The following is a 14984-nucleotide window of genomic DNA, read 5'->3' as shown; positions in this document are numbered from 1 at the left end:
AAGGTGTTACGGCCGCCATGGCGGCGGGGAAACGCCCGGTTCCATTCCGAACCCGGAAGCTAAGCCCGCCAGCGCCGATGGTACTGCCAGGGGGACCTGGTGGGAGAGTAGGACGCGGCCGGACTAAATTTCACGAAGCCCCCTCCGGGATCACCCGGAGGGGGCTTCGCTGCGTTTGGCCCTTTCTTCCGCGTTGCGGGAGGATGGACCGTACTCATAACAGGAACAGGAGCGCATCTCATGTCACCATCATCGGACCGTCGCCCGGGCCGCTCCGACCGGGACCGCGAGCGGGGTCAGGCGCCTCGCGGCGGCGACAACCGACGCTCCGGCGACGACCGCTCCCCGCAGCGTGACCGCGACTCGCGCGGTGGCTACGGCGACCGGCCGGCTTCACGGGACAACCGTTCCGGTGACCGCGACTCGCGGGGTGGTGGCGGCTACGGTGCGCGTCCGGCCGGCGGCAACCGCGGTGGCTACGGCGACCGTGATGCGCGTGGCGGGTACGGCGACCGGCCGGCTCCGCGTGACGGCCGCTCGGGTGACCGTGATTCCCGGGGCGGTGGCTACGGTGCGCGTCCGGCCGGCGGCAGCCGGGGTTATGGCGACCGCGACTCGCGTGGCGGCTACGGCGACCGGCCAGGCGGCGGTGACTCGCGCGGCGGTTTCGCGGGTGGACGCGGCGGTGCCGGCGGCAGTCGGGACGGACGTGGATCCGGTGACCGCGATTCGCGTGGCTTCGACCGAGGTGGTTCTGGCTCGCGTGGCGGTTATGGGGACCGTGATTCGCGGGGCTCCGGTCCGCGTGGCGGCTATGGCGATCGTGACTCGCAGGGGTCGGGTTCGCGGGGTGGCTATGGAGACCGTGACTCGCGGAGCTCCGGTCCGCGCGGTGGGTACGGCGACCGTGATTCGCAGGGCGGCGGTTCGCGCGGTGGCTATGGCAACCGTGACTCGCAGGGTTCCGGCTCCCGGGGCGGTTATGGGGATCGTGACTCGCGCGGTGGGTTCGGCGATCGTGATTCGCGCGGTGCCGGCTCGCGTGGTGGCTATGGTGACCGCGACTCGCGTGGCTCCGGTCCGCGGGGTGGGTTCGGCGACCGTGGTGCTTCCGGTCCGCGTGGTGAGCGTGACGCGCGCGGCTTTGACCGCGATGGGTCTGGCTCGCGGGGTGGTTTCGATCGCGGAGGCTCCGCTCCGCGCGGCGATCGTGACTCGCGGGGTGGGTTCGGCGACCGTGGTGCTTCCGGTCCGCGTGGTGAGCGTGACGCGCGCGGTTTCGACCGTGATGGGTCCGGTTCGCGGGGTGGCTTCGATCGCGGGGGTTCCTCCGCTCCGCGCGGCGATCGTGACTCGCGTGGGTTCGACCGTGGTGGTTCCGGTTCGCGCGGTGGCTATGGCGACCGTGATTCGCGGAGCTTCGACCGGAGCGGGTCCGGCTCGCGAGGCGAGTTCGCTGGTCGGCCGGGCTCGGGCGGTCGGGACGGTCGGGACAGCCGGGGCTTCGGCGATCGTGATTCGCGGGGTTCGGACCGTGGTGGTTCGCGGGGCGGCTTCGGTGACCGGGACTCGCGGGGCTTCGACCGTGGTGGGTCGGGCGACCGTGAGCAGCGTGGCTTTGACCGCGGCGGCTCGGGTCCGCGTGGTGGCTTCGGCGACCGTAGGGGTTCCGGTGACCGTGAGCCGCGCGGCTTTGACCGTGGTGGGTCCGGCGACCGTGAGCAGCGTGGCTTCGACCGCGGGGGCTCCGGTTCGCGGGGTGGCTTCGGCGACCGTGATGGTGGCCGCACGCGTGACTACCGTGAGCGGCCCAGCTACGAGGACCGTCGCTCCGGACCGGGTGCGGCTCCCGACGAGCGGGAGTTCGAGGCGGCGCCGGCCGCGTTCGGCGACGTCGAGGGCAGCGCCGGGCTCGTGGCCGAGGCGGAGCCGGACGAGCTGGTCATCGAGGATGACGCCACGATCGACAAGCTCGACAAGGACATCCAGGACGAGCTCGCGCAGCTGCTGAAGTCGAAGGCGTCGGTCATCGCCGGGCACCTGGTGATGGCGGGGCGCAACCTCGACGAGGACCCGGAGCTGGCCTACCGGCACGCCCGGACCGCGATGAAGATGGCGCCGCGTCTGGCCTCCACGCGGGAGGCGGCCGGGCTGGCGGCCTACCTGACCGGCCGGTACTCCGAGGCGCTGGCCGACCTGCGGACGGTGCGCCGGATCACCGGGACGAACGACCACTGGGCCGTGATGGCCGACTGCGAGCGCGGGCTGGGCCGCCCGGAGCGGGCCCTGGCGATGGCGACCGCGCCGGAGGCCAAGACCCTCGACAAGGAGACGCAGATCGAGCTGCGGATGGTCGCGGCCGGGGCGCGCCTGGACATGGAGCAGCCCGAGGCCGCCGTGGTGCAGCTCCAGGGCGCGGACCTGACACCGGCGAAGATCCAGCCGTGGACCGCCCGCCTGCGCTACGCCTACGCCGAGGCCCTGCTGGCCGCCGAGCGCCAGGAAGACGCGCGCGAGTGGTTCATGCGCGCCGCCGACGCCGACTCCGAAGGCCTGACCGACGCCGCCGAACGCGTCGACGAGCTCGACGGCATCGCCTTCGACGAGTACGAGGACGAGCTTGACGCCGACGAGGAGACGGACGGCGAGTCGGAGGAGGAGTCGGAGGAGGAGCCGGACGAGGAACTCGACGGCCAGGCCGACGACGCCGAGGACGCCGACGACGAGGACGAGGACGACTTCGAGGACGATGACGACGAAGCCGACGAGCTCGACGACGACGAGGACGAAGAGTTCGACGACGAGGACGACGAAGACGACTTCGACGATGAAGACGATGAGGATGACGAGGATGAGGATGATGAGGACGAGCCGGACGCGGGCGACGAGCTGAGCGCCGACTCCGACACGGTCTCCGACTCCGGTCCGGCCAAGAAGCGCAATCCCGCCACGGACTGACATCCGCGCAGACTTCGTGCAGCGCGAAGCTCAGGCTGAGTCGGCGTCGCCAGCTCTCGACCCGGTCACAGCCTGAGCTAAGAGCTTGATCGAACACAGAAGTGCCGAAGCGCCAGAGTGCCAAAGCGCGGCGCAGCAGTGCCAAGGCACCGAACCCCGAGCCGCCCGTCGCCGGTCCCACGACTGAGCGCCGGGCGGTTTCGCACTTCCGCGCCGGAACGCCCCGAGCCGCCCGTTGCCGGTCCGATGACCGAGCTCCGGGCGGTTTCGCGTTCCGCCCCGGAATCTGCGAACCGGAATCTCTGCGCCGGAACCGGAACCCCTCAGGCGGAGCACTCCGAGCCGCCCGCCGCCCGCCGCCAGTCCTGGCGACTGCGCGCCGGGCGGTTTCGTGTCTCTGCACCAGAATTCCCGAGTGGTCCATCGCCGGCCCTCAACAACTGCCCATGCCGGGCAGTTTCGCGTCTCCGTACCCGAACAGCTCAGCCGTCCCGCAGCGAATCGCGGTCGTGCCTCTTGCTCCGGGCGGCTTCCAGGTGAAGGATCGGAACCATCGACGTTACTCGTCGGTAGTGATGGAGCCTCCGATCCCCACTTCGTATGGAAGAGGCAGTCAGCCATGAGTGATCAGGGTTCAGCCGGCGGCGGGGCTGTCGGCGTCCTCGACTCGGACGTCCCTAGTTTCGTCTCCTACGACCCCGCCGGTGGTGGTGAGGTCGCTACTTTTCCCGTCATGACCGCTGCGCGGGTGCGTGGTGTCGTGGACGAGGCGCGGCAGGCTGCGGGCTGGTGGGGCGCGCTGTCGTGGGCCGAGCGTGAGCGGCGGCTGCTCAGGTGGGCCGGTGTCATTACGCGCGGGCGGGAGGAGTTGTGCGCGCTGGTGCATCGGGAGAATGGCAAGCCGCGGGATGATGCGTTTCTGGAGGTGTTCCTGGCTGTCGAGCACATCGGGTGGGCTGCGGGCCATGCGCGGAGGGTGCTGCGTTCGCGGCGGGTGGGTACCGGCATGTTGATGGCGAACCATGCCGCGAGCTTGGAGTATCAGCCGCTTGGTGTGGTGGGGGTCATCGGGCCGTGGAACTATCCGATCTTCACTCCGGTCGGGTCGATCGCCTATGCGCTCGCCGCCGGTAACGCCGTGGTGTTCAAGCCTTCGGAGTACACGACGGCGATCGGTGAGTGGCTTGTGGACGCCTTCGGGCGGGCCAACCCGGATGCGCCGCATCAGGTGCTGCGGCTGGTCACCGGGACCGGGGAGACCGGGGCGGCGTTGTGCCAGTCCGGGGTGGACAAGATTGCGTTCACCGGGAGTGCGCGGACCGGGCGGAAGGTGATGGCCGCCTGTGCGCCGTCGTTGACGCCGGTGTTGATGGAGTGCGGCGGTAAGGACGCGATGATCGTCGCCGCCGACGCGAACCTGGAGCAGGCCGCCGATGCCGCGCTGTGGGGTGCGATGTCCAACGCCGGGCAGACGTGTGTCGGGATCGAGCGGGTGTATGTCGTGGACTCGGTGAAGGACAAGTTCATCGCCGAGCTGTCCGCGCGGATCCAGAAGCTGGCGCTCAAGCCCGGCGACGGCCCGGACGCCGCCTACGGGCCGATGACCATGCCCGCGCAGGTCGACATCGTCCGCCGTCATATCGACGACGCCATCGCCAAGGGAGCCACCGCGATCGTTGGCGGCGCGGAGGCGGTGAAGGCGCCGTATGTGGAGCCGACGGTGTTGGTGGACGTCCCCGAAGACGCCAGCGCGGTCTGCGAAGAGACGTTCGGTCCGACGATCACCGTCAAGGGCGTCAAGGATCTGGAGGAAGCCGTCGTCCTGGCCAACGCCACCGACTACGGCCTGGGCTCCTCCGTCTACGCCCGGAACGGCGCCATGGCCGTCGCCCGCCGCCTGCGCAGCGGCATGACCTCGGTCAACGCCGTCATCGCGTTCGCCGGGATTCCCGGCCTGCCGTTCGGCGGCGTCGGCGAGTCCGGCTTCGGTCGCATCCACGGCGCCGACGGCCTGCGGGAGTTCACCCGTCCGAAGGCGATCACCCGGCGGCGCTGGTCGACCCCGTTCGAGCCGACGACGTTCGCCCGCAATCCGAAGACCATAGTGATCCTGGAGAAGTACGCCATGGTCCGGTACGGCCGCAAGAAGTAGCGGAGGGTAGGGAGTCTCAGACGTTCTCGGCGTCGGCGTCGGCGTCGGCCTCGGTGCCGGGGCCAGGGGCGGTGCCGGGGCCGGGCGCGTCCGAGAACCAGCCGCGCAGGCGGCGCAGGGCATCGGGCAGTCCGCGCGGGAAGGCGATTACGGCGATGATCAGAGCTATGCCGTAGACCGCCATCGGCAGGTTCGAAGCGATGTCGTGCGAGAACGCGGCCGTACCCGACACGTCGTCCAGCCACCCCGGCAGCAGCCCCAGCAGCGCCGACCACGCGGCGGCGCCGGTCAGCGAACCCGGGCAGCCCAGCATCACCGCCGTGAGCAGTTGCAGCGACAACGTCAGGGTGAACTTCCCCGGCGCCACGGTTGCGGTGCTGAGCGCCAGCAAGGCGCCGCCCACTCCTGCGCTCGCCGCTGCCACCGTGAACGCCGTGATCCGGATCCGCGCCACGGGTAGTCCGGACAGCGCGGCGGCGGCTTCGTCGTCGCGCACCGCCCCGAAGCGGCGGCCGGTCTCGCCCGTGGCCAGGTTGGCCAGCAGCCAGAACACGACGACCGCGGTGCCGCCGGCGATCCATGCCTGCCAGCGCTCTACCGGGAACGTGGTACCGAGGCCGGGCGGGGTGGTCAGCGGTGGAGTGTGTTCGGCGGTCAGCGGCAGCCCGACGGCGAAGACCAAGGTGGCGGCGGCTAGAAACCAGCCCCGCAGCCGAACGGTCGGGATCCCGACCAGCAAGCCGCTTCCAGCAGCGGTGGCGCACGCCGCGCCGATCACGGCCGCCACGGGCCACCGCAGATGGTTGAGAAGCTGCGCCGCGGTGTAGGCCCCGATGGCCATGAACGCGCCTTGGCCCAGGGAGAGCTGCCCCGAGCGGCCGGCCAGCACGGTCAGACCGGCTGCGGCACAGGCCAGTGCGGCGACCTGCGCGATCTCGTGATTACCGCCGGCGTCGACGTTCGTGGTGAGCAGGTACAGCGCGGCGAGCGCGGCGGCGCCGGCGAGTGTGTGGCGGGCCAGGGTGCTGCGGAGCAGAACAGCGGGGAACGGGACGCCGGGGAACAAGGTGCGGCGGATGTGAGCGTTGCGGACCGGGCCACGGTGAACGGAGCCGGCTTTCATGCTTGCCGCTCCGCGCCGCGTGTGGAGAAGCCGTACGGTGCGGGCGGCTCGGGTCCGGCGGCCGGATCGGGCGGTCCGACCGGTTCCGCCGGATCGCCGACCTCGAACGGGTCGGGCGGCGCGTACGGGTCGGGAGGTCGCGGTGGACGCGGTGGACGAGGCGGTCCGGGCGGACGGGACGGACCGAGCGGCCGAGGCGGTCCGGGCGCGTCAGACATGAGCGACCTCGTCACCGTCGGCGTCACCGGCCTCGCCGCCGCCACCACCGTCACCGTCACCGTCGGCGTCGAAGGCCCCCAGGGCCACCACGGCCGGCGGCCCCTGCGCGATGAGGCGCCCCGAGTCGAGCACCACGACGTCGTCGCACAGCCCCATGGCGAAGTCCACGCGGTGCTCGACCAGCATCACCGACAGCGCGTCGGCGGCCCGCAGCGTCGCCAGCTGCGCCGACAGTTCGCTCATCTCGGCGGCGGACAGGCCGGCGGCGGGCTCGTCGAGCAGCAGCAGGGAGGGCTCGGCGATCAGGGCACGTGCCAGCACGACCCGCTTCTGGTCCCCGTGGGAGAGTCGGCCGGGCAGCAGATCCGCGGTGTCGGCCAGACCGACGCGGTCCAGGACTGCCAGGGCCCTGGCTCGTAGCGCGCGCTCGCGGCGGTCGGCGCGGGGGAGGGCCAGCAGTGTGGGCAGGAATCCGGCCCGGGGCATCCGGACCGCGCCGGCCATCACGTTCTCGGCGACGGTGAGGTGGCTGAACAGCCCGAGCCGCTGCAACGTGCGGGCCACGCCCAGGCTCGCGAGCTGCTGCGGACGGTGCCCGTGCAGCGAGATGCCGCGGACCAGGACCTCGCCGGAGGTCGGCCGCACCCGGCCGCACACGACGTCGAGCATCGTCGTCTTCCCGGCGCCGGCGGGCCCGATCACGCCGACGACCCGGCCGCGCGGCACGCTCAGGCTGACGCCGTCGAGCGCGGTCAGGCCGCCGAACGCCACGCGGACGTCACGGAGTTCCAGCAGGGGAGGGAGGGTGCTGCCGGCTGCGGTCATGGCCCTGGCCTTAAGGGAGGCGAGCGCGGGAGTGCAGGGCTGGGGGAAAGCGGGTGCCTGGCGCGTGGTGGCGGCACCGGCGCTTCAAGCGGTTCCGGCGGGACAAGCGGTTCCGGAGGTTCAAAAGGGGCTGACGGTCCTATTCGCGATGATGCAGCGAACGGGACCCGACCACAACGGTTTCGCGCCAAGGAAGGTTCAGGGCGCGGTGCGGATGCGCATGAAGCGTGCGGAACGGGCGGAACCGGCAGGACCCGACCGGGCTGGCAGGACCCGACAGGGCTGGCAGGGCTGGCTGGGCTGGCAGGACCCGAAAGGGCCGGCAGGACCGATTAAGACCGGCGTACCGCCTCACCGACCCCGCAGCCGGTCCATGTCCCGCCGCTCCCGCTTGGTCGGCCGGCCCGCGCCGCGATCGCGCAGGGCCACTGGCACGGACAGCTCACGCGGCGGAGGCGCAGGGCTGTTGTCGACGTAGCACTCGGCCGCGGCCGGGGCGCTGACCCGCTTGCTGATCAGTTTGCTGACGACCACCACGCGCTCGCGCTGGTCCTGGCGCACCCGGACCTCGTCGCCGATCCGCACCACGTGCGAGGGCTTCACGCTCTCGTTGTTCACCTTCACGTGGCCGCCGCGGCAGGCGTCGGCGGCCTGCGAGCGGGACTTGGTCAGCCGGACCGACCAGATCCAGCTGTCCACGCGGACCGGTGCGGCGGGGTCGGCGGAGGTCATGGGGCGACTTTACTCAGACCGGGCCCCTCAATGCAGGCACAGCTCGTTCCCCTCGGGGTCGGTCAGGGTGACCCAGCCCATCGGCCCCTGCCGCTCCCGGTACAGGAACGTCGCACCGCGCGCCGTGAGCCGCTCCAGCTCGCTGTCCACCTGGTCCGGACCCACGTTCAGGTCCAGGTGGACCCGGTTCTTGACCGATTTCGGCTCCGGGACCTGCTGGAACAGCAGACGCGCGCCGGGTCCGGCGGCCTTGCCGTCGGGGTGCACGATCGCGGCGGCCTCGCGCCAGACCAGGACGCCGCGGTGGGTCGCGGTGTCGGCCTCGGTGGCCTGGCCCTCGGCGACCATCCGGCGGATGAAGTCCTCGTTGGAGGGCTCCACCTCCCAGCCGAGGGTCTCGGCCCACCAGTCGGCGAGCGGATGCGGGTCGGCGCAGTCGATCACGATCTGGAAGGTATGTGCCATGTCCCGACGCTAGCCGATGGCACCGACACGTGCCGCTCGGCGGCTACTTCGCGGTGCCGTAGAGCTTGTCCTCGTAGCTCGGGCCGTAGTACTCGAACAGCTCGTCCAGCGTTTCGCGGGTCGGCTGCACCGACTTCACGATGACGGCGTGGTGCGGCAGCAGCTCCGGCTCCCAGGTCTCCGGCTTCCAGAGCTTGGAGCGCATGAACGACTTCGCGCAGTGGAAGAAGATCTGCTCGATGTCGACCTCGATGGCCAGGATCGGGCGGTGGCCCTTGACCGTCATGGAGTCGAAGTAGGGGGCGTCGCGGACCAGGGTGGCGCGGCCGTTGATGCGCAGCGTCTCGGAGCGGCCGGGGACGACGGTGATCAGGCCGACGTGCGGGTTGCTCAGGATGTTGAGATAGCCGTCGGCGCGGCGGTTGCCGGGGCGCTCGGGGACGGCCACGCGGGTGTCGGACAGGACCTTGATGAAGCCGGCCGGGTCGCCCTTGGGCGAGACGTCGCAGTTGCCGTCGGCGTCGGAGGTGGCGACGAGGCAGAACGGGGAGGCGGCCAGCCACTGGCGGTCGATCGGGAGCAGCGCGGTGCGCTCCTTGTTGACGGCGCGCTCCATCGGGGCGCCGAGGAGGGCGCGGAGCTCGGCGACGGTGGTGATGGCCTCGGTGGCGGCGATCTCGGTGGCGGTGCTGCGAACCTCGGTGGTGGTGGTGACGGCTTCGGCGGCGGCGTCCTCGGTCCTGCTCCCCGGCGCGGTCTCGGTCACGGCGGCGGCCTCCCCTGGTGCTTGTACGGTTTTCCGACCAGGTCCAGGGTAGCCGCCGCCGCGATCCGAGATCCGAGACCAAGACCGAGACTAAGACCAAGAGCAGGTCCAAGACCCGAGATCAGCCCGCCGACGCCGCGTCCGCCATCCTGTGCTCCCACCCGTCCTGCTTGTTCAGGTACAGGTTGATCCCGACGATGTTCGACGCGTACGACGACAGTTCCTCGAACTTGGTGTACGTCGCCTCGTTCGCCTGCTCGACCGGATACCGCGCGGCGGTCTTCTCCCGCACCATCTCGATGGCGTGGTCCAGGTCCAGGCGGCTGTTCCGGGCGTCGCGCACCAGCTCCACCCACAGCCGCACCTCCTCCTCGGCCCGGTCCAGGGTGTCGGCGACGTCGCGCACCGGCCCGTAGTGGCTGAACAGCAGCCGCGTCGGCCGCAGCGTGCGGAACTTCTCCAGCGAGTTCACCGCCAGCTCCAGGTCGAAGTCCGGCGGCGGCGTCCCGGGCCGCACGTCCCCCGGCTGGTCCGGGTCGTCGCTCGGGATGTACAGCCCGGCGGCGTCGCCGACGTACAGGTCGCCGGTCAGCGAGTCGATCAGCCCCACGTGGTGCCGCGCGTGCCCCGGCGTGTGGTGGGTCTCCAGCCGCCGGCCGCCGCCGAGGTCGATCGACCCGATGTCCTCCACCGCGCGCACCCGGTGCGCCTCGGTCGGCAGCAGCGGCCCGAACACGTCGTCCATCAGCGACCCGAACACCCGGCGCGCGCTGGCCATCAGCCGCGAGGGGTCGACCAGGTGCCGCGCGCCCGAGGCGTGCACGACGATCTCCGCGTTCGGGAACATCGCCGCCAGGTCCCCGACGCCGCCGGCGTGGTCCAGGTGGATGTGCGTCACGACGATCGTCCGCAGATCCGCCGGCCCCACGCCCAGTGCGGCCAGCGCGTCCCGCACGACCGGTGCCGACTTGCCGGTCCCGGTCTCGATCAGCGCCGGGTGTTCGCCGAGGATGGCGTAGCCGGCGGTGATGCCGGTGTGGCCGGACATGAGGGTGTCGATCTCGTGGACGTCGGAGCCCAGATTCGTCATGGAAGGTCCAGGTTCGTTAGGCGAGTGGTGACATCAGGGGACCGTAGCACTGACTTGAGATTCCCTCGGGAAGCCGACTCAGAACCCGATCTCCACGACGGTCTCCCGCATGCTGTTCCCGTCCGTGACCACCGCCTCGACGTGGCCGGCGTCGGTGCGGACCGCGTGCCCGGCGACGGTGGTCTGCCCGGCGTCCCCGGTCGGGAAGGTGAAGGCGCCGCGGCTCGCCAGGTCGACGACCTGGGTGCCGCCGCTGGAGGAGACCACCAGGTGATCGGTGTCGACCCAGCTCGCGTAGTAGAACCCTTCGGTCTTGCCGGCGATGGACTCCAGCGGGGTCGTCGAGGTGGTGCCGTCGGCGGCGATCCGCAGCACGTCCAGGCCGGCGGCCTGGTCGCGTCCGGCGCCGAAGTAGGCCAGGGCCGAGGCGTGGACAGCGGCGCAGCAGCTGGAGGTGACCTTTGCGACCTGGGCGCGCCCGCCGCCGTCGAGGCCCTCCCGGTACACGGTCGACGGGCCGGGCCCGCCGTCGGCCCCGGTACGGTGGACCTCCTCGAACAGGTGGTCGCCGTCGATGGTGACGAGGGCCTCCTCGTCCGACGTGTCCAGGCGCGTGGCGTGGGCGTCGCCGGGGTGCCACAGCCCGGGGCGCCACAGCATGGTGACGCCGTGCGTGTCGTCCAGGCCCTGCTGCCATGCGAAGGCTTTGCCGTCGGAGGAGATGTAGGGGACCATCGCCTGCCGCATCGGTCGCGGTGCCTGCTCCAGCAGCGTCGGCCGGCCGTCCGGCAGCTTCTGCGCGTAGATCTTCCACGTCCAGCAGTCGCCCGGGTCGGCGCAGCCGCCGCCGGCGTCCGGCGCCGACTCCACGCGCAGCAGCCAGCCGGCCCCGGCGTAGAGGCTCGCGATGGCCATGCCCTGGTCGACCTTCGCCGAGCGGTACAGCTGTCCGGACCGGGTGTCGACGACCCAGATCTCGGAGTGCTTCTCGCCGTCGGTGCCGTGGGACTCCATCGGAGCGGACAGATCGGTGGCCTTGAACGCCAGGTAGTCGCCGTCGGCGCGGACCCCGAACCCGTCGACGCTCCACGGCTGCGGGACGGCGAAGGCCGTCACCGACCGGGCCTGGGGCGGCAGTCCGCCGGGGTCGGTGACGGCGGCGAGCTTCGCGGCCAGCGGAGCGGGGGTGTAACTCGGCTGCGGGCCGGGCTTGGCGGTGGCGGAGCCCCCGCCGTGGCATGCGGCCATGGCGAGAGCCAGCAGACCCGCGGCCGCGGTGACGGCTATGGCGCTCACCGTGGCGGGAACGACTGATCGGCGAAGCATGTGGGCTTCCCTTGTCCGACGGCGGACCCGAACATACGCGCGCCGGAGAGGTCTGGACAAGTGAATTCGTGTTCTGATTCAGCAGGCGGCGGCGCGTGCGGACTCGCTATGATGCTCCGGCTCCGGGGGCCGGGGACATCGGGCGTGGCACAGAACGGGATGGGAACCGCGTTGGGGAAGCAGCGGACAGTGGTGGCGGCAGCTGCGGTGGGAGCGCTCGGGGTGGGCGCGGTCGTCGGGGGAGTGTGGTGGTCGGGACGGACGACCGGTGCGGCGGAGCCGCGCTCGGCCTGCGCGACGACCTCGCGGCACGCCTTGGACGTCACCGCCGCGCGGCTGTGCGTGGCGCTGAGCGACGGCGGCCTGCCGGAGATCCTGGGTGTTCCCGGTGAGCGGACGCGGCAGGGGATGTGGTTCGGCGCGCCGGACAGCAGCCGGGAGTCGGACGACATCGTCCACGAGATGGTGCAGGTCGGGCCCTATTCCGTGGCGATCGTGCGCTACCGCGGCTTCCCGCTGACCGAGATGGAGGGCGGCGGGAAGCTCACGGTGGGCGGCCATCGGGCCGACTGGTTCACGACGACGACGAACGGGGAGCAGTCCTGGACCGTCGAGGCCGCGTGGGACGCGGCCGACAGCGGGGCCGGGACCTACTCGGTGCTCATCTCGAACGACCGGTCGCCGCTGGGCAAGGAGGAGAGCCTGCGGCTCTCGACGGCCATCGCGGAGAAGGTGCTGCCCACGCTGCCGGACTGGCGGTCCTGACGGCCGAACCGCCGGCGCCGGGGAAACTCAAGGTGCTGGGGAAACTCAAGGTCGGGGAAACTCAAGGTGCCGGGAAAACACAAGGTCGGGGAAACGCAGGCCGTCTGCCGAGCTCAGGGCATCACGAACACGAGCTTCCCGCGGACATGCCCGCCGTCCAGTTCCTTGTAGGCCTCCACCGCCTGCTCAAGCGTGAAGGTCTGCTGCACGGAGACCTTCAGCCGTCCGGCCTCCGTCAGCGCCACCAGGCTTCGCAGCTGCTCGGCCGACCTGCGGGTGCTCAGGCGGCGGATTCCGTACCGCTCGACGTCGGCCGCGGCGGCGACCGTGCCGATCCGGGACCGGTCGGCGACCAGTTCGACCGAGGCGCTCAGGGCGTCGTCGGTCCCGGCGGTGTCGAAGGCGGCGTCGACGGGGGTGGAGCCGGCGGCGGCGCCGAGGGCTTGGCGGACCCGCTCGGCGAGGCCGGGGCCGTAGACGACGGGGACGGCGCCGAGGTCGCGCAGGAACTCGTGGTTGCGCTCCGAGGCCGTGCCGATGACGCGGGCTCCGCGTGCGGCGGCGATCTGGACCGCCATGCTTCCGACGCCGCCGGCGGCGCCGTGGATCAGGACCGTGTCGCCCTCGCCGATGTTCTTGCCGACGCCTTCGCCGTTCCCGCCGCCTTCGCCGATGCCGAGGTCGAACAGGCAGGTCGCGGCGGTCTGCCCGGACGCGGACAGCGCCCCGGCCTGGCTCCACGGCAGGTCGGCGGGCTTGGCCACGAGCTGGGCGGCGTCGGCGAGGGCGTACTCGGCGTGGGCGCCGGGGGCTGCTGCCGGACCCAGGACCGCCGCGCCGATCTGCCATCCGTCGACGTCCGGACCGACCGCCTCGACCACACCCGCCAGCTCGTTGCCGACCCGCTGGGGGAAGCGGGCGGGCATGAACGTGCGGAAGCGGCCGCTGCGCAGCAGCGAGTCGGCGGGCTGGAGGCCGGCGGCGTGCACCCGGATCCGGACCTGGCCGGCGGCGGGCGCGGGTGGTTCGGCGTCGACGAGGCGCAGGACTTCGGGGCCGCCGTACTCGGTGAACACGATCGCGGAGCTCATGCTGTGGGCCTTTCACGAGGAGTGAGGAGCTTGACGATCTCGGCGGCGCACCGGTCGCGGTACTCCGCCGAGAGGGGGTCCAGGCCGGTGACGTCGCGCACGAAGTGCGGCAGGGCGATCGGCGCGAACGTCAGGGCGTAACAGAGCAGGAGGGCGAAGGCCGGGTCGAGGTCGTCGGCGATCTCGCCGTCGGCCTGGCGGTCCCGGAAGCGGTCGACGGCCGCGCGCAGCCGCCCGGCCTGCTCGTCCGGCGGGCTGTCGGAGGCGTCGCCGAGCGCGCGCCAGACCACCAGCCGCGACCAGTCCGGCCGGTCGAGCGTCAGGTCGAGGTAGGCGCGCACCGACTCGGCCAGGGTCCCGGCCGGCCGGGACGCTCCCTCGGTGGCGGCCCAGCGGGCCCGGAGCTCGTCGAGCAGGCCCTGCTTGCCGCCGAAGTGGTAGGCGATGAGCTGCTGGTTCACCCCGGCCCGGGCCGCGATCTCGGCGGTCCGCGCCCCGGCGAAGCCCTTCGCCCCGAACTCGGCCACGGCGGCGTCCAGGATCTTCTCCCTGGTCCGGGCCGACGTGCGACGTGCGGACTGCTCCGGGGCGGCCCGGCGCGGCGACGGCGGTGTTTCGGCGGGGGGTGGCTCGGTGGGGGGTGGCTCGGTGGGTTCGGCTGGTTCGGCTGCGGTGGACACGCCACCAGGCTACATTATTCAATTGAATGAATGACAACAGCCACTGACTGCTGCCGACCGCTGCCGACCGCTGCCGACCGAACCAGGAGTCCCGCCATGACCTTCACCGAAGCCGAACTGGCCTACCTGCACCAACAGCGCCTGGGCCGCCTGGCCACCCAGCACCCGGACGGCACGCTCCAGGTCAGCCCGGTCGGCTTCGGCGTGAACACCGAGCTCGGCACGATCGACATCGGCGGCCGCGCCATGGCCGCGAGCCGCAAGTACCGCAACGTCGCCGCGAACGGCAAAGCGGCCTTCGTCGTCGACGACATCCCCTCCGTCCAGCCGTGGACCGTGCGCTGCCTGGAGATCCGGGGCCGCGCCGAGGTGATCGACGCCCCCGTGGACTCCCGGGCGAACGTCGCGGGCCCGATCATCCGCGTGCACCCCGAGCGGATCATCAGCTTCGGCGTCGACCCCGGCAACCCGGCCGCCGGGAAGCGCGACGTCGAGCGGTGAGGGGCGGCCCGATCGGCGACGGAACTAGGGGTAAGCTCCTCCTCCTCAAGGCTTTTATCCCGCTCCGCCGTGTCGCTTCTCCGCACATTCTGGCGCGATAACTCAATAGGCATATCCCGTCGCTCTAAAGCCCCGGACTCGACGCCAAATCCCTGAATATCCTGCCGCGTATATCAGGAAGAAAATCAGTAGTCGATGTCTGGTGCGGCTCAATGCGCCGAGTTACGCTCCGGGCGTGGTGGGTAAGGGCCTGCCCGGGGGACGGGAGGGATTCTATGAGCGCTGTGTTCA

The 14984-nt window shown here is 71.5% G+C and carries 13 protein-coding genes and 1 rRNA gene; 5 read left to right on the top strand and 9 right to left on the bottom strand.

Annotated elements, in window-relative coordinates:
- The first annotated feature begins 7 nt into the window (after positions 1-7).
- From rrf to ABD481_RS40150, 3 genes are all read left to right on the top strand, one after another.
- Positions 8-124, top strand: a 5S ribosomal RNA gene (gene rrf, locus ABD481_RS40160).
- A gap of 1790 nt (positions 125-1914) precedes the next feature.
- Positions 1915-2958, top strand: a complete 1044-nt coding sequence (locus ABD481_RS40155; protein ID WP_344671137.1) for a hypothetical protein — start codon at positions 1915-1917, stop codon at positions 2956-2958.
- Between the two features lie 619 nt (positions 2959-3577).
- Positions 3578-5110 (top strand): aldehyde dehydrogenase family protein, encoded by a 1533-nt coding sequence (locus ABD481_RS40150; protein ID WP_344671136.1) that lies wholly within the window; start codon positions 3578-3580, stop codon positions 5108-5110.
- Positions 5111-5126: 16 nt separating this feature from the next.
- On the opposite strand, the gene ABD481_RS40145 is transcribed toward ABD481_RS40150, so the two are convergent.
- The 7 genes from ABD481_RS40145 to ABD481_RS40115 form a co-directional block, all read right to left on the bottom strand.
- Entirely contained in the window at positions 5127-6233 is a 1107-nt protein-coding gene (locus ABD481_RS40145; RefSeq protein ID WP_344671135.1) for a branched-chain amino acid ABC transporter permease, read from the bottom strand.
- Positions 6234-6443: 210 nt separating this feature from the next.
- Entirely contained in the window at positions 6444-7277 is an 834-nt protein-coding gene (locus ABD481_RS40140; RefSeq protein ID WP_344671134.1) for an ABC transporter ATP-binding protein, read from the bottom strand.
- 351 nt (positions 7278-7628) lie between these two features.
- Positions 7629-8009, bottom strand: coding sequence for an RNA-binding S4 domain-containing protein (locus tag ABD481_RS40135; RefSeq protein WP_344671133.1), 381 nt, complete (start codon positions 8007-8009; stop codon positions 7629-7631).
- Between the two features lie 27 nt (positions 8010-8036).
- Entirely contained in the window at positions 8037-8474 is a 438-nt protein-coding gene (locus ABD481_RS40130) for a VOC family protein (RefSeq protein WP_344671132.1), read from the bottom strand.
- A gap of 43 nt (positions 8475-8517) precedes the next feature.
- On the bottom strand, positions 8518-9150 hold the full coding sequence (locus ABD481_RS40125; protein ID WP_344671140.1) for a pyridoxamine 5'-phosphate oxidase family protein: 633 nt from the start codon (positions 9148-9150) through the stop codon (positions 8518-8520).
- Positions 9151-9361: 211 nt separating this feature from the next.
- On the bottom strand, positions 9362-10330 hold the full coding sequence (locus tag ABD481_RS40120) for an MBL fold metallo-hydrolase (RefSeq protein WP_344671131.1): 969 nt from the start codon (positions 10328-10330) through the stop codon (positions 9362-9364).
- A gap of 78 nt (positions 10331-10408) precedes the next feature.
- On the bottom strand, positions 10409-11656 hold the full coding sequence (locus tag ABD481_RS40115) for a hypothetical protein (RefSeq protein WP_344671130.1): 1248 nt from the start codon (positions 11654-11656) through the stop codon (positions 10409-10411).
- 144 nt (positions 11657-11800) lie between these two features.
- Between ABD481_RS40115 and ABD481_RS40110 the strand changes: the two genes are divergently transcribed.
- Complete coding sequence (locus ABD481_RS40110) at positions 11801-12421, top strand: DUF6215 domain-containing protein (RefSeq protein ID WP_344671129.1); 621 nt, start codon at positions 11801-11803, stop codon at positions 12419-12421.
- A gap of 113 nt (positions 12422-12534) precedes the next feature.
- On the opposite strand, the gene ABD481_RS40105 is transcribed toward ABD481_RS40110, so the two are convergent.
- Positions 12535-13512, bottom strand: coding sequence for an NADP-dependent oxidoreductase (locus tag ABD481_RS40105; protein WP_344671128.1), 978 nt, complete (start codon positions 13510-13512; stop codon positions 12535-12537).
- Positions 13509-14192: a TetR/AcrR family transcriptional regulator gene (locus tag ABD481_RS40100; RefSeq protein ID WP_344671127.1), complete on the bottom strand. Its 684-nt coding sequence runs from the start codon at positions 14190-14192 to the stop codon at positions 13509-13511. The genes ABD481_RS40105 and ABD481_RS40100 overlap by 4 nt, the downstream gene beginning before the upstream one ends.
- A gap of 96 nt (positions 14193-14288) precedes the next feature.
- Between ABD481_RS40100 and ABD481_RS40095 the strand changes: the two genes are divergently transcribed.
- Positions 14289-14693 (top strand): PPOX class F420-dependent oxidoreductase, encoded by a 405-nt coding sequence (locus tag ABD481_RS40095; RefSeq protein ID WP_344671126.1) that lies wholly within the window; start codon positions 14289-14291, stop codon positions 14691-14693.
- Positions 14694-14984: the final 291 nt, after the last annotated feature.

Source organism: Catenulispora yoronensis (assembly GCF_039531695.1).
GTDB lineage: Bacteria > Actinomycetota > Actinomycetes > Streptomycetales > Catenulisporaceae > Catenulispora > Catenulispora yoronensis.
The sequence above is the reverse complement of the archived record's forward strand: the minus strand, read 5'-3'. Positions and strand labels throughout refer to the sequence as shown.